Origin of the sequence: Saccharopolyspora montiporae (assembly GCF_015209505.1) — a bacterium.
GTDB classification, from domain to species: Bacteria; Actinomycetota; Actinomycetes; order Mycobacteriales; family Pseudonocardiaceae; genus Saccharopolyspora; species Saccharopolyspora montiporae.
On sequence record NZ_JADEYC010000018.1, the window covers coordinates 207,169 to 224,262 of the forward strand.

The 17,094-nt window shown below is 72.2% G+C and carries 17 protein-coding genes; 8 read left to right on the top strand and 9 right to left on the bottom strand.

All coding sequences use genetic code 11. From position 1 onward, the window contains the following. Positions 1 to 34 precede the first annotated feature (34 nt). A complete protein-coding gene (locus IQ251_RS11890) occupies positions 35 to 1,231 on the bottom strand; it encodes a hypothetical protein (RefSeq protein WP_193928573.1) in 1,197 nt (398 codons plus the stop codon). A gap of 321 nt (positions 1,232 to 1,552) precedes the next feature. Here IQ251_RS11890 and IQ251_RS11895 point away from each other — a divergent pair, with 321 nt between their 5' ends. The 3 genes from IQ251_RS11895 to IQ251_RS11905 all read left to right on the top strand — a co-directional run bounded on the left by IQ251_RS11895 (position 1,553) and on the right by IQ251_RS11905 (position 4,238). Next, positions 1,553 to 2,641 carry an adenosine deaminase gene (locus tag IQ251_RS11895; protein ID WP_193928574.1) on the top strand — a complete coding sequence of 363 codons (1,089 nt, stop codon included), beginning with the start codon at positions 1,553 to 1,555 and terminating at the stop codon, positions 2,639 to 2,641. An 82-nt stretch (positions 2,642 to 2,723) separates the two neighbouring features. Continuing rightward, positions 2,724 to 3,485 carry an IclR family transcriptional regulator gene (locus tag IQ251_RS11900; RefSeq protein WP_193928575.1) on the top strand — a complete coding sequence of 254 codons (762 nt, stop codon included), beginning with the start codon at positions 2,724 to 2,726 and terminating at the stop codon, positions 3,483 to 3,485. Between the two features lie 159 nt (positions 3,486 to 3,644). Then, entirely contained in the window at positions 3,645 to 4,238 is a 594-nt protein-coding gene (locus IQ251_RS11905; protein WP_193928576.1) for an RNA polymerase sigma factor, read from the top strand. A gap of 24 nt (positions 4,239 to 4,262) precedes the next feature. Here the strand turns inward: IQ251_RS11905 and IQ251_RS11910 are convergent, their stop codons facing one another. Then, positions 4,263 to 5,492 carry a SatS C-terminal domain-containing protein gene (locus IQ251_RS11910; protein WP_193928577.1) on the bottom strand — a complete coding sequence of 410 codons (1,230 nt, stop codon included), beginning with the start codon at positions 5,490 to 5,492 and terminating at the stop codon, positions 4,263 to 4,265. A gap of 254 nt (positions 5,493 to 5,746) precedes the next feature. Between IQ251_RS11910 and IQ251_RS11915 the strand changes: the two genes are divergently transcribed. Beyond that, positions 5,747 to 6,328 carry an SMI1/KNR4 family protein gene (locus tag IQ251_RS11915; protein WP_193928578.1) on the top strand — a complete coding sequence of 194 codons (582 nt, stop codon included), beginning with the start codon at positions 5,747 to 5,749 and terminating at the stop codon, positions 6,326 to 6,328. A 74-nt stretch (positions 6,329 to 6,402) separates the two neighbouring features. After that, positions 6,403 to 6,927: a hypothetical protein gene (locus IQ251_RS11920; protein WP_193928579.1), complete on the top strand. Its 525-nt coding sequence runs from the start codon at positions 6,403 to 6,405 to the stop codon at positions 6,925 to 6,927. Between the two features lie 16 nt (positions 6,928 to 6,943). On the opposite strand, the gene IQ251_RS11925 is transcribed toward IQ251_RS11920, so the two are convergent. Genes IQ251_RS11925 through deoC form a run of 3 tightly spaced genes read right to left on the bottom strand, consistent with a single transcriptional unit; the run spans position 6,944 to position 10,177 of the window. Then, complete coding sequence (locus IQ251_RS11925) at positions 6,944 to 7,813, bottom strand: aldehyde dehydrogenase family protein (protein ID WP_193928580.1); 870 nt, start codon at positions 7,811 to 7,813, stop codon at positions 6,944 to 6,946. Next, on the bottom strand, positions 7,806 to 9,188 hold the full coding sequence (locus IQ251_RS11930; protein WP_193928581.1) for an aldehyde dehydrogenase family protein: 1,383 nt from the start codon (positions 9,186 to 9,188) through the stop codon (positions 7,806 to 7,808). Before IQ251_RS11930 ends, IQ251_RS11925 begins: the two co-directional genes overlap by 8 nt. A 32-nt stretch (positions 9,189 to 9,220) precedes the next feature. Beyond that, complete coding sequence (gene deoC, locus IQ251_RS11935) at positions 9,221 to 10,177, bottom strand: deoxyribose-phosphate aldolase (protein ID WP_193928582.1); 957 nt, start codon at positions 10,175 to 10,177, stop codon at positions 9,221 to 9,223. 134 nt (positions 10,178 to 10,311) lie between these two features. On the opposite strand from deoC, the gene IQ251_RS11940 reads away from it, so the two are divergent. The 3 genes from IQ251_RS11940 to IQ251_RS11950 all read left to right on the top strand — a co-directional run bounded on the left by IQ251_RS11940 (position 10,312) and on the right by IQ251_RS11950 (position 13,450). Continuing rightward, a complete protein-coding gene (locus IQ251_RS11940) occupies positions 10,312 to 11,445 on the top strand; it encodes a glutathione-independent formaldehyde dehydrogenase (protein ID WP_193928583.1) in 1,134 nt (377 codons plus the stop codon). 123 nt (positions 11,446 to 11,568) lie between these two features. Next, positions 11,569 to 12,192 carry a uracil phosphoribosyltransferase gene (upp, locus tag IQ251_RS11945; RefSeq protein ID WP_193928631.1) on the top strand — a complete coding sequence of 208 codons (624 nt, stop codon included), beginning with the start codon at positions 11,569 to 11,571 and terminating at the stop codon, positions 12,190 to 12,192. A 94-nt stretch (positions 12,193 to 12,286) separates the two neighbouring features. Continuing rightward, positions 12,287 to 13,450: a glycosyltransferase family 2 protein gene (locus tag IQ251_RS11950; RefSeq protein WP_370591346.1), complete on the top strand. Its 1,164-nt coding sequence runs from the start codon at positions 12,287 to 12,289 to the stop codon at positions 13,448 to 13,450. A 78-nt stretch (positions 13,451 to 13,528) separates the two neighbouring features. Here the strand turns inward: IQ251_RS11950 and IQ251_RS11955 are convergent, their stop codons facing one another. The 4 genes from IQ251_RS11955 to IQ251_RS11970 form a co-directional block, all read right to left on the bottom strand. After that, the gene (locus tag IQ251_RS11955) at positions 13,529 to 13,867 is read right to left on the bottom strand and encodes a hypothetical protein (protein ID WP_193928584.1); all 339 of its coding nucleotides are present in this window, start codon (positions 13,865 to 13,867) and stop codon (positions 13,529 to 13,531) included. A 283-nt stretch (positions 13,868 to 14,150) separates the two neighbouring features. Then, positions 14,151 to 14,603: a flavodoxin family protein gene (locus IQ251_RS11960; RefSeq protein ID WP_193928585.1), complete on the bottom strand. Its 453-nt coding sequence runs from the start codon at positions 14,601 to 14,603 to the stop codon at positions 14,151 to 14,153. Beyond that, complete coding sequence (locus IQ251_RS11965) at positions 14,588 to 16,258, bottom strand: phospho-sugar mutase (RefSeq protein ID WP_193928586.1); 1,671 nt, start codon at positions 16,256 to 16,258, stop codon at positions 14,588 to 14,590. Before IQ251_RS11965 ends, IQ251_RS11960 begins: the two co-directional genes overlap by 16 nt. Before the next feature lie 13 nt (positions 16,259 to 16,271). Continuing rightward, a complete protein-coding gene (locus tag IQ251_RS11970; RefSeq protein WP_193928587.1) occupies positions 16,272 to 17,063 on the bottom strand; it encodes a purine-nucleoside phosphorylase in 792 nt (263 codons plus the stop codon). Positions 17,064 to 17,094: the final 31 nt, after the last annotated feature.

Consider the following 17,094-nt stretch of genomic DNA (forward strand, 5'->3'; position numbering starts at 1 on the left):
GGACCGCGGTCGCACCGGGCCCGGCCCCCGCTCGTCAGGCGCTTTCGGCGGTGACGTCCTCGCCGTCCTCGGCGGGCAGCGCCTTGTCCGAGTCCCGCTTGGCGCTCTTCGACCGGTTCCGCCGCTGCTGCTGGCGGGGCAGCGTCGTCGGCGGAGGCGGGGAGGAAGGTCCACTGCCGCCGAGGATGAGCTCGGCGAAGGTCGCCATGGCCTCGTCGAGCTGGCCGGCGTGCTTGCGCTCGCTCTCCTCGTTGGCCTGGCGGACCATCGCGTCCATCGACTCCGAGTCCGGTCGCGAGTCGAGCGATCCGCTGAGCTGCGTGATGCTGTTCGACAGCGTTCCGCCCAGCTCGGTGAGCCCGTTCTTGACGCCCTCCTCGACGGTCTGCATGCGCGAGGTGAAGCCCTGCTCGACGTTGTCGATCCGCGTGCTGACCCCGTCCTCGACCTGGTCGAGGCGGCCGGAAACCTGGTCCAGCCGGTTGGTGAGCTGCTCCAGCCGCTCCGCGAGCGTGTCCAACCGGTCGGTCGGGTCCACGGCCGGGCGGGCGGCGAGTTCGTCCAGCTTGCCGCCCAGGTGGCCGTTGCCGGCCGACACCGCATCGGACAGCTTCTCCGTGACGTCGCCCGTCGAGTCGGACACGGTGCGCTGCAAGGACTCGCGAGTGCCGTCCAGGTGCTCGTGCAGGCCCTCGTCGATCTCGGCGAAGCGGCCGCGCAGGCTCGTCTCCAGCGAGTCGATCCGGTCCCGCATCGGTCCTTGGACCGACCCGGACACCGAGTCGATCCGCTCGTCCTGCCGGTCCAGGTGCTGGCCGAACTCGTCCATGCGGCGGTGGATGTGCGTGAGCTTGTCCTCCAGCCCGTCCATCCGTCCGGCGACGCCGTCCACGCCGCCCGCGACGCCGTCCAACCTCCCGTCCAGCTGCGCGAACGGTTGGGCGAGCTTGTCGACCGTGCTCTCGACGGTGCCCTTGAGCTCCTGGAGTACCCCGTCCTGGGCCTCCAGCTTCGCCAGCGCCTCGTCCAGTCGTTCGGCGAGCACGCCGACCTCGGTGCGGTCCGGCAGCTCGGACAGGCGCTTGCGCACGGAGCCCAGCGATTCCAGCGGCGAGAGCCGGGCGTGGATTTCGTCCAGGGCGTCGAAGATCTGCTGCTGTTCGCTTTCGCGGATCTCAGCCGCACGCGTGAGCATGTTCCGCATGCGGTCGAACGACATGTTCTCGGTCACGGCTAGGGGCGTCCTTCGTCAGGAGGAGGTGAGGACGGGAAAAGCCTAGCTACTCATTCCGCGTCATCCCAGCCACCCCCCGATACTTTGAGTGATTGTGATCCCGTCGTTGAATCCGTTCGGATTCGCGCCATTCGGCTGAATGGCCTAGGGCTGTGCATGGTCGATGACGGGAACATGACAACCTTGTCGGATCGCGTGAAAATCTTCGGTGCGCGAACCGAGTGCTTCTCGTCGTGCGCTGCGGAAGGCGGGATGACCGGCGCATTCGGTCCCGCGGCTCCTGTCCGGCCCGTTGGTCACGGCTAGTAGCGTGGTCCCATGTCGACTCCGGTGAACTTGGACACGATTCGCAGGGCACCGAAGGTGCTCCTGCACGATCACCTCGACGGCGGGCTGCGTCCGCAGACGGTCATCGAGCTCGCCCAGCGCATCGGCTACCACGACTTGCCCTACACCACCCCCACCGAGCTGGGGAAGTGGTTCGTGGCCTCCGCCGATTCCGGGGCGCTGGAGCGCTACCTGGAGACCTTCGTGCACACCGTGGCCGTGATGCAGACCCGCGAGGCCCTGGTCCGCGTCGCGGCCGAATGCGCGGAGGACCTGGCCGACGACGGCGTCGTCTACGCCGAAGTCCGCTACGCGCCGGAATTGTTCCAGGAAGGCGGGTTGTCCCTGGACGAGGTCGTGCAAGCGGTGCAGGACGGGTTCCGCGACGGCGAGCGCCGGGCGGCCGAGGCCGGCAACCGGATCCGGGTCGGCACCCTGCTCTGCGCGATGCGGCAGAACGCCCGCGCCACCGAGATCGCCCGGCTGGCGGTGCGCTACCGGGACACCGAAGTCGTCGGATTCGACATCGCGGGACCGGAGGCGGGATATCCGCCCACCCGGAACCTGGACGCCTTCGAATACCTGCGCCAGCAAAATGCGCATTTCACCATTCACGCAGGTGAGGCTTTCGGTCTGCCGTCGATTTGGGAGGCGATCCAGCACTGCGGCGCGGAACGGCTCGGGCACGGCGTGCGCATCGTGGACGACATCGCCGCACCCGGTGACGGGGGGCCGGAGCTCGGCAGGCTCGCCTCCTACATCCGCGACCGGCGGATCCCGCTGGAGATGTGCCCTTCGTCCAACGTGCAGACCGGCGCCGCGGAGTCGATCGCCGCGCATCCGATCGGCCGCTTGGCGGACCTGCGATTCCGCGTAACGCTGAACACCGACAACCGATTGATGAGCGACTGCACCATGTCCAGCGAGTTCGCCGAGCTGCACGAAGCGTTCGGGTACGGCTGGGCCGACCTGCGCTGGCTGACGGTCAACGCCATGAAGTCCGCGTTCATCGGATTCGACGAGCGGCTGGATGTGATCAACAACGTCCTCAAGCCCGGGTACGCGCAGCTGGTGCCCTGATTTCGGCGATGATCCGGCGGGGCGGGAGCACGACCGCACGTCGCGTCCGCGCCCGGCCGGGCGCACGAGAGTGGAGGGGAAGGTGGCACGGGCCGAGCACGAACCCACGCTGATCACCTCGGTGCAGCGCGCCCTGCGACTGCTGGACGCCGTGGCCGAGCTTCCGGACGGTGCGACCGCGAAATACCTGGCGCGCAGCACCGGGCTCAAGCTGCCGACGGCGTACCACCTGCTGCGCACGCTGGTGTACGAGGGATACCTGCACAAGGTGGACGACGGCACCTTCGTGCTGGGCGAGCGGGTTTCCGAACTCAACACCGCTGGACGCGGGCACGTCACGCGCGGTCGGGTGCGGGCGGTCATGAGCGCGCTGTGCGACAGCCTCGGCGCCGCGATCTACCTGGGGCGCTACCACAACGGTGAGGTCGAGGTCGCCGAGATCGTCGACAACCGCAGGTGCCCGCGGGTGGACACCTGGGTCGACTTCCGCGAAGCCGCGCACGCCACCGCGATCGGGAAATGTCTGCTGGCCGGGCTCAGCCGCGATGCCCGGGCCGACCACTTCCACCGGCACCCGCCCGCCGACCTGACCCCGCGCACGGTGACCCGGGTGCACGACCTCGTCGAGGCGCGCCGTGCCGAACTGGTGCTGGACTGGGAGGAGTACTCGCTCGGCACCGCTTGCCTGGCCGCTCCGGTCGCCGGCGCCGAACCCGTGACGCTGGCGATCTCGTTCCCCGCGAACCGCAGCGCCACCACCACCGAGTACCTGGATCCGCTGCGCGCCGCGGCGGACGAACTCTCCCGCGCGCTCGTGCTCGACGGGAACGCCGCGTCGTTCTGATTTTCCCGGCGCGACCAGCCGCGATAACCATCTGAAATCTCTTGTCTTGTCCGGCTTCCGGTGCAGCTGGAAGATCGAACCGGGGCGCTCGGTGAGGGGCTGCTCCGAGACTGGGCTGGCCGAGCAGCCTCTCACCGATGCTCGACATGTGAGAGGACCATGGCGGCTGGCGCGGAAGCGGACTTGCTCGCGGCGGTGCGCGCCGGATCCGGCAGCGCGTACGCCGAGCTGTACCGGCGGCACGTCGCCGCCGCCCGGGGCACTGCGCGCCCGCTCGCGCCCAGCCCCGCCGACGCCGAGGACCTGGTCGCCGAGGCGTTCGCCCGGATCCTGTCCCTGATCCGCCGCGGAGGCGGCCCGGACGCGGCGCTGCGCCCCTACCTGCTGGTTACCGTCCGGAACCTGGCCGCAGCGGCCGGAAACCGGCGCCGCAGGCTGGTGCTGACCGCCGACGTCGACGATGAGAGCAGCCCGCAGCTCTGGGAACCGTTCGAGGACGTTGCGCTGGCCGAGTTCGAACGCTCCGCCGCGGCGGCCGCGTTCCGCGCGCTGCCGCGCCGCTGGCGCCGCGTGCTGTGGTGCGTCGAGGTGGAGGGCATGCCGCTGCCGGACGTGGCGCAGCGGTTCGGCATCAGCCGCAACAGCGCGGCCGCGCTGTCTTACCGCGCGCGCAAGGGCCTGCGCGAGGCGTACTGGCAGGCGGAGCAGGAGCCCCCGGCCCGGCACGGGCACAGCACACCCCGGGCCGCGTGACGCCGCCTGCGCTCGCGGGGCCGCTCAGTGCACCCGGAAGCGTTCCTCCAGGGCCTCGACGAGCTGACGCCACGCGGCGACCTCGTCGTCGAACGGTGCGCTCGGTGGCAACCGGTTCGGGCTCGGCCGCAGCACGAACGACACCAGCCAGCCGAGCCGCTGGGAGGGCTGCAACGCCTTCTCGACGCTGTCATCGCCCGCCCAGGTCGCCGCGTCCATCAGCAGTTCCTCCGCGAGGTCCAGCTGATTGGGGTCCACTTCGGACGGACCTTCGGCGAGATCGGCGTCCAGGCCGGTCAGCACGTAGGTGTTCGTGGGGTCGGGGTCGATCTCCAGCTCGCCGCCGTTGGCCTTGGTGATGACCTCCGGCCAGGTGCTGACCCGGGCCAGGTCGTTGTCCGCGGTCTCGGCGTCCTCGGTCAGGAACCGGGCCAGCGCGCGCGGGGTGCGGAACACGTCGATCCGCCGCTCGCTGCCCAGGAAGACCGGTTCCTCGTCGAGGTAGCAGCGCAGCGAGTAGAACTCGCCGGTGCTGGTGATGATCCGGATCGGGTCGATGCCGACCTCGCCCCAGAAGCCCGGCTCCACCTCCTCGATGTCGTCCACATCGGACGCCTCGGAGGTGGAGGGCGTCTCGTCGCCGCCGTCGGACTCCAGCGCTTCGGCCAGTTCGGCTTCCGCGGTGGCCACGGCTTCGGCGGGCACCTCGGGCGTGGTCACCACGGAATCGACCGCGTCCAGCAGTTCGTCCCAGCGGTCGGCGACCACCTTGCAGATCTCCGACCAGCGCTTCTGGCCGTCCTTGCCGCTGAAGGCGAGCGTGCCCTGGTCCAGCACCGCGAAACCGTCGGCCGCGTCGAGCACCTCGTGCACCTTGTCCAGCTCGCACACGTCGGCCAGGGACCGGGCGACCTCCACGATGTCGGCCAGCTCGTTGATGGTCCAGGTGTCCGGGGGCTCGGCGACCAGCTCCGGAACGCCGACCAGGTCGTACTGGTGGTCCTCGTCCGGGCTGAGGTCGACCGCGGACAACCGGGGCACGACGTGCCAGGCGGGGTGGTCGTCGAGGTCGTGCTCGGCCGCGGTGCGCACGAACGCCGACAGGCGCGCGGCATCGGCGAATGCGTACAGATCCTCGTCGTAGCCGAGGAACGCTTCCCACTCCTCGCCGTCCTCGCGCCAGCGCGGTGCCCACAGGGTGACGAGGTCGCCCTGCGGCAGCCCAAGCTCGATGGGGACGATGTCCTGCGCCATCTCTCTACCTCCGGTCACCGAACCAGACCTCGCGGCAGCCTACGGGTTCACCATGCACGCAGTGTTCCCCGGTCCGACTGCCACCGTATCGAGCGGACCTCGTGCAACGGATGACGGAACAGTTGGTAACGATCCCCGCTTCCGCGCCGGAATCCGGTCGTATCGGATGGGCCGATCGGCGCAGGTGAGGCGGGGTATCGGCTGATCACGGTCGGCGGTACCGGTGGCGCTGCCCGATCACGATCATGATCGGGATGGATGTCACGGAGCTGTGGGCCGAGATCGTGCACTGGTTGACCGAGCACGCACCGGTCACCGCGGCGTCACTGCGCGAACCCGGGGGCGCTCCCGATCTGCTGGAGGTGGAAGCCGAGTTCGAAGTCCGGTTGCCGGACGAGCTGCGCGCGTGGTGGAGCTGCTGCGGCGGGACCGGACCGGACGTGCTCGCCGATGTGCTGCCGCCGTTCTACACGCCCTACGGGCGTGCCGAAGCGCTCGACGCGTGGCGCGAGCACGGCAAGAACCGCCCGGCGCAGTGGGAGCGGCCGCCCTGCGACTACTACGCGGGATCGCCGGGCGCCGGCTACCACCCGGCGTGGATCCCGATCGCCGGCGACGGGTTCGCCGACGAGCTGCTCGTGGACCTGCGTCCCGGAGCGCTGCGCGGGTGCGTCCTGGAATGGGAGCAGGAGGCGGCGCGGGTGCGGCGCCCGGAGTGGCGCAGCGTCGCCGAGATGCTCGCCGCCGTGCACCGGGCGCTGACCGAAGGGGTGCCCGCGGGCTACAGCTATCCCACGGTCACCGAGGACGGCCGGTTGGACTGGCAGATCAGCTGACCGGCGAATCCTCCACATCGGACATTTCAACGGTGCTGGTGGCCGACGTGCCGGACCGGTGTTAGCGTGCCGCCGTGGTTGACCGGACCGGGCTGCGCGTCGAACGCGCATCGGTCCCCGCGCGGGAATCGGACTCCCGGCGCACGACGTCGACAACACCGGAATTCGGATCCGAGCGCGCGCAGCGCCGGGTGCTGCTGAGGACCGTCGCACGCGCCGCCGGTGTCGCCGCTTCGGCCGCGGTGGGCACCAGCCTGCTGCTGGACGGGATGCTCGCCGGGCGGGACGTGATCGGCTACACGCCGGGCGATGCCGCGGCGTTGCTGGTGCTGCTGCTGCTCATGCTCACCGGTGTCCTGCTGCAACTGGCCGCGTACAACGCCGCGCGCGCCAACAAGCTCTGCGGGATCGGTGCCGGGGTGGCGTTCGCGCTGGCGCTGGTGTCCCAACCGGTGGTGGTGTCGCTGGTCGACGCGCCCGCGGCGCGGCTGGCAGTGCCCGCCGGACTGGCCACGACGAGCGGGTTCGCGCTGCTGGTGGTCGCCGCGGTGCTGCTGGTGCGCGCGTTCCTGCGCGGTCGGGAGCCCGGCGGCGGGTGATCCCCGCGGTGCCGGATCACGGGGCCGCGGCCGGGTGCCGGACGCTCGTGCGCTCGGTGCACGCGCGCAACCGGCGCAGTCCCGGATCGGCGCTGAAATCCTCCGGCGGCGGGTCGAGCACCCGCTTGGCCGATGCCGCGGCGCCGCGCGCCAGCTGCGCGCGCAGTTCGGGGTCGGCCCCGGACGGGTCGAGCAGATCCACGTCGGCGTGCTCGGCCAGCGTCGGGCCCAGCTCGGCCAGCGGTCCGGTCAGCACGTTGACCGCACCCGGCGGTATGCCCGAGGTGGCCAACACCTCGGCGAAGGTCAGCACCGGCAGCGGTTCCTCGTCGGCGACGAGCACGCAGGTGTTGCCCACCGCCAGCGCCGGTGCCAGCACGCTGACCACGCCGAGCAGTCCCGTGCCGCCCGGGGCGAGGATTCCCGCGATCCCGGCCGGTTTCGGAGCCGACACGCACAGCTGCGGCCCGGGCACCGCACGGATGCCGCCCAGCACGGCGGTGACCTTGTCCGCCCAACCCGCGTACCAGACCAGCCGATCGACCGCGGCCGCGGCATCACCGGCGGCTTCGTCCGGAGACCGGTGACCGGTGGCGGCGGATTCCGCGGCGAACTGCCCCGACCGGCCCTCCAGCATCTCGGCGATCCGGTGCAGCACCTGGCCGCGGTGCTGCGCCTCGGCGCGCGACCACCCGCCGAACGCGCCGCGCGCGGCGGTGACCGCGTCCCGCACATCCTTGCGCGAGGCGTGCGCGGTGTTGGCGAGGAACCGCCCGTCCGCGGTGTGCACCGGGCGCACCCTCCCGGATTCCGAGCGCGGGAAGGCGCCGGCGATGTGCAGCGTGTACGTCTTGGCCACGGTGAGCCGCTCCGGTGCGTCAGACATCGAGGTAGGTCTCCAGTCCTGCGGGGTCGACGTCCGGCCGCTCGGCGCCGTTCACCCGCACCGCCGAGGCGCGCAGGTGCTGCGCGGCCCACAGCGCGGTCGAGCCGTTGTGCGACCACACCGACACTGCGGGCGGCCGGGCCGTGTTGTTCGCCTTGGCCAGCGCCTCCTCCGGTGTGCGGAAGGTCAGCACCGGCAGCACCGGGCCGGGGATGTCCGCGCGGGCGATCGGCATCGCCTGGGTCGCCCCGGTCAGCACCGCGGGCTCGGCGAAGTGCCCGCGTTCGGGCAACGGGAGCTCCGCGGTCCAGCGCTCGGCGCCCAGTTCCTGCGCGTGCGCGGTGAGTTCGACGTTGCGCGCCAGCCGGCCCGCCGAGGTCAGCGGGCCGACGTCGGTGTTCGCGTCCAGCGGGTCACCGAGCCGCAGCCCCCGGACGCGCTCGCGCAGCAGATCCAGGAACCGTTCGGCCACCGATTCCTGCAGCAGGATCCGCGCACCGCGTCCGCGCAGACCGGTGATCCCGTCCAGCACCCCGTCCACGGCCTGGTCCAGCGGGGCGTCGTCGAAGACGATGTCGGCGTCCGCGGTGCGCGGTTCGAGGGCGAGTCGGGTGCCGTTGCCCGCGAGCCGGGTGCGAACGCTCTCCCCGGCCGCGGCCGAACCGGTGAGGGCCACCGCAGCCACGTCCGGATGCCCGGCCAGCGCGCCGCCCACCTCGGCCGGGCCGGGCAGCACGTTGACCACCCCGGCGGGAAGCCCCGCGGTGCGGCAGATCTCGGCGAGCACCAGCGCGCCGAGCGGACTCGCCGCGGCGGGTTTCAGCACGGCGGTGTTCCCGCAGGCCAGCGCCGGGGCGAGCATCCGCACCAGCGCGAGCAGCGACGCATCGGCCGGCGCGATCTGCGCGGCCACGCCCACCGGACGCGGATCCGGGCCGAACCCCGCGTGCGGCAGCTTGTCCGCCCAGCCGGCGTGGTGGAACAGCTGCGCGGCCGCGGCGGGCAGCTCGGCCTCCTTGCTGCTGCGGATCGTCCTGCCGGTGTCCAGGGTCTGCAGCACCGCGAGTTCGCGGGAGTGCTCCTGGACCAGTCGCGCGATCCGGAACAGGTGCTTGGCACGCTCGGTACCCGGCAATCGGCCCCAGGTCTCCCGCTGCGCCCGCCGGGCAGCGCGGATCGCGGTGTCCACATCGGACTCGTCGGCGGTGGCGACGGTGGCGAGCGGCTGTTCGGTGGCGGGGTCGGTGCCGGTGCGCGGTTCGCCGCCGCCGGCGCGGAACTCCCCGTCGACGAACATCCCGTACTCCGCCCGCAGCGCGGCCGTCGCGCGCGATTCGGGAGCCGGAACGTCATCCCACGGCGCGGTTTCGGTCATCCGTGTCCTCTCTGCTGCCGGGCCCGGCCCGGTCAGTCCACCGGGATCTCGCGTGCGGTGCCGTAGTGGCCCTCGGACTGCGCGCGGCGCTGCAGCAGGAGGTCGTCCAGCAGCGAGGACGCACCGAAGCGGAACAGCTCCGGGGTCAACCACGCTGCTCCGGCCACGTCGCGCACCGCCACCAGGTACCGGAGCGCGTCCTTCGTGCTGCGGATGCCGCCCGCGGTCTTCACCCCGCGCAGCTGCCCGGTGGCCGCGCGCCAGTCCCGCACCGCCTGCAGCAGCACGTGGGTTACCGGCAGCGTCGCGGCGGGGCTGATCTTGCCGGTGGAGGTCTTCAGGAAATCGGCGCCGCCGAGCAGTGCCAGCCAGCTCGCCCGCCGTACGTTGTCGTAGGTCGCCAGCTCACCGGTCTCCAGGATCACCTTCAGGTGGCGGCTGCCGCACTCCGCGCGGACCGCCGCGATCTCCGCGAGCACCCGGTCGTGCTCACCGGCCAGGAACGCCGCCCGGTCGATGACCATGTCGATCTCGTCGGCGCCGGCCTGCACCGCCAGCCGCACCTCGGCCAGCTTGACCTCGGTGCTGGAGCGTCCGGACGGGAAGGCGGTGGCCACCGAGGCGACGCGGACCCCGCTGCCGGCCAGCGCGTCGACCGCCGGGCGAACCAGGTCCGGGTATGCGCAGATCGCGGCCACCTGCGGTGCATCCGGCTGGTGCGGATCCGGGTTCCGGGCGCGGGTGCACAGCGAGCGGATCCGGTCCGCGGTGTCCGCCCCTTCGAGGGTGGTCAGGTCCACCGCGCCGATCGCCACGTCCAGCGCCTGCTGCTTCGCGGTGCGCTTGACGCTGCGACCGGCCAGCGCGGTCGCGTGGCGTTCCAGACCGGCCCGGTCGACTCTGGGCAGCCCGCGCAGGAACCCGCTCAGCGCCGCTCCGCCGCGCGCGGCCGCAGCGAGCTCATCCGGGAGTGCGGAGGACTGCGCCATGGCGGTGAGTCTAGGGATCGGGACCGGCCGCGTCTCCCCCGCGAACCCGCCGTTCGCGGGACGGGTGCGCGGGTCGGCGACGGGGTACCCGGGGACGGAGGGCAGCACACCAGCCGACCGGGAGGTGGTCCACCGTGCGGGCAGTCGTGTACGAGGAACCGTTCAGCGTCGGGATCGCGGAGGTGCAGCATCCCGCCGTCCAGCACCCCAACGATGTGGTCGTGCGGGTGACGTCGACGGCGATCTGCGGATCCGACCTGCACATGTACGAGGGACGGACGGCCGCCGAACCGGGCATCGTGTTCGGCCACGAGAACATGGGCATCATCGAGGAGGTCGGTTCCGGGGTGACCGCGCTGCAGCGCGGCGACCGGGTGGTGATGCCGTTCAACGTGGCGTGCGGCTTCTGCAAGAACTGCACGGCCGGGGACACGGCGTTCTGCCTGACGGTCAATCCGGGCTTCGCCGGCGGGGCCTACGGCTACGTGGCGATGGGGCCCTATTCCGGTGGTCAGGCGGAGTACCTGCGGGTGCCCTACGCCGACTTCAACTGCTTGAAGCTGCCCCCGGACGGCAGCCACGAGACGGACTTCGTGCTGCTGGCCGACATCTTCCCGACCGGGTACCACGGCTGCGAGCTGGCCCAGGTATCCCCGGGGGAGAGCGTGGTGGTCTACGGAGCGGGCCCGGTGGGGCTGATGGCCGCCTATTCAGCGCTGCTGCGCGGTGCGTCCTGGGTGTTCGTGGTGGACCGGGTGCCGGAGCGGCTGGCCAAGGCGGAATCGATCGGGGCCGTCCCGGTGGACTTCGGCAAGGCCGATCCGGTCGAGCAGATCAAGGAGCAGACCGACGGCGAGGGCACGGACAAGGGCATCGACGCGGTCGGGTACCAGGCCCAGGTCGGCGACGGCAGCGGCGAGGAACCCGCCGTGGTGCTGAACTCGCTGATCGACTCGGTGCGCCCCACGGGCAGGCTCGGCGTGCCCGGCCTGTACGTGCCCAGCGATCCGGGCGGGCCGGACGCGAACGCGAAGCAGGGCATGCTGCTGGTGCAGATCGGGCGCATGTTCGAGAAGGGGCAGGTCATCGGGACCGGGCAGTGCAACGTCAAGCGCTACAACCGGCAGCTGCGGGACATGATCATCGCCGGCCGCGCCGAACCGGGCTTCGTGGTCTCGCACGAGCTGTCGTTGTCCGAGGCGCCGGACGCCTACCGGAAGTTCGATCAGCGGATCGAGGGCTACACCAAGGTCGTGCTGCATCCCTGACCGGCTCCACCGCGCACGAGCGTGCACCGGCCGTGACCGCAGGCCGGTGCACGTGCGACCCGCGCCACGTTGCCCGGCCGCGTGCGGCGGCGCCCCTCCTGCCTGCGGTTAATGTGGATGTCCATGGATACCCGGGTCGTGGACCACCCGCTCGCAGCGGCCAGACTGTCCACAATGCGCGATGCCCGCACGGGGAGTGCGGAGTTCCGTTCCGCCCTGCAGGAACTGACGCTGATGCTCATCTACGAGGCGACCCGGGACGCCGAGGTGGTCACCGAGCCGATCCACACCCCGGTCGCGCGCACCGACGGCTACCGCCTGGCCAATCCGCCGCTGCTGGTGCCGGTGCTGCGGGCGGGGCTGGGCATGGCCGATCAGGCGCACCGGCTGATCCCGGAAGCGCAGATGGGCTTCGTGGGGCTCGCCCGCGACGAGGAGACCCTGCTGCCGACCCCGTACCTGGAGTCGCTGCCCGAGGACCTGTCCGGCCGCTCGGTGTTCGTGCTGGACCCGATGCTGGCCACCGGCGGGTCCATGGTCTACACGATCAGCCTGCTCACCGGCCGCGGCGCGCGCGACGTGACCGCCATCTGCATGCTCGCCGCCCCCGAGGGGCTGCAGAAGATGGAGGACTCGGGTCTGCCGGTACGGGTGGTCACCGCCAGCGTGGACGAGCGGCTCAACGAGTCCGGTTTCATCGTCCCGGGGCTGGGCGATGCCGGGGACCGCGAGTACGGGTCGGTCTGACCTGCGGGTCAGTGTGCGCGGGGGCGCCGGTGTTCGCGCAGTGTTCGCGTCCACCTCCGGGGGAGTTAAGTCCGGTTCGTGAGACCCTGCAGGTGTGGCTGCACCGAACCCGCTGCTGACCGGACTTCTCGCGAGCGCTGCGACCGGGGTCGTCTACCGGAGCGTCCGCACCGTCGCGCAGACCGGCAGGATCGTCCCGTTATCCGAGCCGCCGGAATCCCCCGTCGAACCGCCGCGGGTGACCGTCGTGGTCCCCGCGCGCAACGAGGCCGCGGTCCTGGACGGCTGCCTGCGCGGTGTGCTGGACCAGACGCACGGCGCCGCCGGGTCGTCCCTGCTGCGCGCGGTAGTCGTCGATGACGGCTCCACCGACGGAACCGGGGAGATCGCCCGAGCGCACGCCGCCGCCGACCCGCGGCTGACCGTCGAACGCGTGGACGCCCCGCCCGCGGGGTGGGGCGGCAAGGTGCACGCGATGCACGTGGGCACGGAGAGCGCCGCGCCGCCCGAGCCCGGCGAGTGGCTGATGTTCCTGGACGCCGACACCGTCCCGGCGCCGGAACTCGTCAGCAGGCTGGTGGCCACGGCCGAATCCGCGGACGCCGACCTGGTCTCCACGCCGGGCGGGCCGCCCGCCGGGCATTCCGCGACCTGGCCGCTGCTGATGCCGTCCGGCCTGCAGCTGATCGGCGAGAACGCCGACCCGAACGGCCGCGGCCGCAAGGCTTTCGCGATCGGGCACTGCATTCTCGTCCGCCGTTCGCACTACGAGAAGGTCGGCGGCTGGCAGGCGCTGGCCGACCGCCGCAACGAGGACATCGCGATCGCCACGCTGGTCCGGGACAGCGGTGGGACGACCCGCACGGTGGACGGTCTGGACCACCTCACCACCAGCGGGATGGACCCGTTCCAGCAGGGCTGGTCGTCGTTCCGGAAGAGCTTCGTCGCAGGTACCGGCGGTTCGGCCCCCGTGCTGGCGGCGCTGGGCGTGGGTCAGGTGGTCGCCTCGCTGGCCGCGCCCGCGGCCGCGATCGCCGGGATCCGCGGTGGCCGCCGCGGATTGGCGCTGCTGGGTGCGGCCGGGTGGCTGGCGCAGGGCGCGGCGCACGCGCGCACCGGCCGATTCATGCGCGCGGGACGCGGGGTCGCCGCGCTGGCCCCGGTCAGCGGGGCGCTGTTCGGTGGTCTGCTGCTGGACGGGGCGCTGCGCGCGCGGCGCGGGGTGACCAGCTGGAAGGGCCGCCGGACCTCGATCTGAGCGGGGCCGGAGAAACGCGGGTCCCCCCGGCCGACGGCCGGGGGGACCTCGTGCTGACTGGCTGTTCGGGGGATGTCCTCAGTTGGCCGCTTCCTGGCGCCGCATCCTGCGCAGCGCCAGCGGTGCACCGGCGAGGTCTTCCTCGTTGCACAGCAGCTTCAGGTCGTAGTACGGGGAGCCTTCGCGGTCGTCGTAATCCAGGTGAACCGCGATGACGTCGATCGGCTCACCCAGCCACCGCTGGGCTTCGCGCAGCCACTGGGCGGAGCGCTCCAGTGCGGTCGCTAGGTCGTCGTCTCGGAACTCGACAGGTCGGTAGGGAACGCCCTGGACCTGATCGTTGGTGCCGGAGGGCTGTGGGAGATCCACGGAGACGCCGGTGTCATCGAGTTCGAGTCGGATCGTTTCCTCACTCACTGTCGCAGGGTAACCCGTACGGCCTGGAGAACGCTGCCTCAGGGCCGGATCGGTTCTGCTTGCCGGAACGGCCGGGACGCCGGCCGCGAGCGGGGGCCGCCGGCCGGCTCGGAATGAGGTGCGGGGCGCCCTGGACATCGCACGTTGATGAGGGAAGGCGGGCTTTGCCCAGGGCGCCGCACCGTCGCCAAGGGGCGCGCCCCGGCGACACGATCAGGTTACTCGGACGGCCCGGACCAAGATCAACTGGGGCCTGGCGTCTCGTCCGGTGCAGGTCAGCGGGCTACGGCAACAGGCCGGCCGCCACCGTGGCACCCAGCTCCCAGCACGATTCCCGTGCCTGCTTGTCCGGCTGGTCCAGCACCGTCACCGGTTCGGCCACCTGCCGCCAGGACAGCCCCGCGGTGATCGAGCCGATCGCGCGCAGCGCGCCCTCCACGCCCTCATTGCCGTGCACGTAGCACGCGTACGGGCGCCCGGCCGTCGCGTCCAGGCACGGGTAGTAGACCGTGTCGAAGAAGTGCTTCAGCGCACCGCTGATGTACCCGAGGTTCGCCGGGGTCCCCAGCAGGTAGCCGTCCGCCTGCAGGACGTCGTGCGCGGTGGCGCTCAACGCCGGACGGTGCACCACCTCGACGTCCTCGATCTCGTCCGTCGTCGCGCCCGCCAGCACCTGCTCGAACATGGCGCGCATTCCCGGTGAGGGTGTGTGGTGCACGATCAGCAGTCTGGGCATCGGGGACCTCCAACCAGTTCGGACACGGCCCGCCGCAAGTCGGCCAACCGGCGGTCGGCGCGGTCCTCGGCCTTGCGCAGCGGCTGCTCCGCAGCGGGCTCCACCACCTGCAGGTAGCACTTCAACTTCGGTTCCGTCCCGGAGGGGCGGATCACGGTGCGCAACCCGCCCCGCCCGGTCACGACCAGCGCGTCGGTGTCCGGGAGCAGGTCGGCCACCCGCACCTCGACGCCCGCCAGCTCGGTCGGCGGCGACTCCCGCAGCCGGCGCATAGTCTCGGCGATCTCCGCGGTCTCGGTGAACCGCGCGGAGACCTGGCCGGTGCGGTGCACCCCGTGCCGCGCGTGCAGGTCGTCCAGCAGATCCGGGAGACCGCGGCCCGCGGCTTTCGCGCCCGCCGCCAGGTCGCAGCCCAGCACCGCCGCCGAGATCCCGTCCTTGTCCCGGACCCGCTGCGGGTCCACGCAGTGCCCGAGCGCCTCCTCGTAGGCGTAGACCAGTCCGGTGCCCGCACCGTCCCCGGCGCGCACCAGCCACTTGAACCCGGTGAACGTCTCGGCGAAACGCACCCCTGCCTCCGCGGCCACCGACCGCAGCATCGTGGCCGAGACGATGGTGGTCGCCACCAGCGGATCCGGGTGCGCCGACCGGTCCAACCCGGACAGGACGTGCTCGGCCAGCAGCACACCCGTCTCGTCGCCGGTCAGCATCCGCCACGCCCCGCCCGCGCGGACACCGAGCGCGCACCGGTCGGCGTCCGGGTCGAGCGCGATCGCCAGGTCCGCGTCGATGTTCGCGGCCAGTTCCAGCAGCAGATCCGTGGCGCCCGGCTCCTCCGGATTCGGGAACCCGGTGGTCGGGAAGGCCGGATCCGGCCACTGCTGCGCCTCCACCGGGGTGACGTCGGTGAAACCGGCGTCCCGCAGCGCGCGCAGCAGCGGTTCGCCGCCCACCCCGTGCAGCGCGGTCACCGCGATCCGCAGGTCCCGCGCGTGGCCGGAGGGTAGTTCGGCGACCCGGGCCAGGTAGTCGTCCAGCGCCGCGTGCTGCGTGGTCCAGTCCTCGCTGCGCGGGACGGACACGGCTGGCGGCACGGTCGAGATCCGCTGCTCGATCTCCCCGTCGACCGGGCTCACCGGCTGCACGCCGCCGTCCAGGTAGAGCTTGTAGCCGTTGTCCTGCGGCGGGTTGTGCGACGCGGTGATCTGCACACCGGCCACCGCCCCCAGCGCGCGGGCGGTACCGGCCAGCACCGGTGTCGGCAGCGGTTCGGGCAGCACCCGCACGTCGAAGCCCGCCGCCGCCAGCACCGCGGCGGCGTCCGCGGCGAACTCGGCCGAGCCGGTCCGCGCGTCCGAACCCACCACGACGATCCCGCCGGAGCGGCCGTGGTCCGCCAGCCACGCGGCGACCCCGGCGGTGGTGCGCAGCACGACGGCGCGGTTCATCCCGTTGGAGCCCGCGCGCACCGGGGCACGCAGCCCGGCCGTGCCGAACCGGGGCACACCGGCCATCCGCTCGTCCAGCTCTGCACGCGCCTGCGCCGAACCCGGCGCGGCGTCCACCAGGTCCTGCAGCTCGGCCCGGGTCCGCGGATCGGGGTCCCCGGCGATCCAGCGCCGCGCCGCGGAACGGGGCTCGTCGTCCAGCCTCACCGGACCTCCCCGGTCACGCCGCTTCGACCAGCGACCGCAGCAGTCTGCCCATCCGGCCCGCCGCGGCCTGTCCGGCCTCCAGCACCTCCCGGTGGTCGAGCGGCTGCCCGCTCAGCCCGGCCGCCAGGTTCGTCACCAGGGAAAGCCCGAACACTTCGGCGCCGGCGGCCCGGGCCGCGATCGCTTCCAGCACGGTCGACATGCCGACCAGATCGACCCCGAAGCCGCGCAGCATCCGGATCTCGGCCGGGGTCTCGAAGTGCGGTCCGGGAAGGCCCGCGTACACGCCTTCCTCCAGCTCCGGGTCGATGTCCCGGGCGAGATCGCGCATCCGCGGCGAGTACAGATCGGTCAGGTCCGTGAAGTCCGCACCGATCAGCGGGGATCGGGCGGTGAGGTTGACGTGGTCGCTGATCAGCACCGGCTGGCCCACCCGCATCCCCTCGCGGATCCCGCCCGCCGCGTTGGTCAGCACGATGCCGCGGCAGCCGGCGGCCGCCGCGGTGCGGACCCCGTGCGCGACCGGTTCGATACCGCGCCCTTCGTAGAGGTGGGTGCGTCCGAGCAGCACCAGCACGCGCTTGTCGCCGACGCGCAGCGAGCGGATCGTTCCGGCGTGGCCCACGGCGCTCGGTGCGGCGAACCCGGGCACGTCGGCCATGGTCAGTTCGGTGTCCGCGGTGCCGATCTCGTCGGCGGCGGGTCGCCAGCCCGAGCCCAGCACGACCGCGACGTCGTGCCGATCGGTACCGGTCGACCGCGCGATCTCCTCCGCCGCAGCGGCCGGATCAGTAGTTGCCGTCACACCGGGCCAGCCTAGTCGAGACCGGATCACG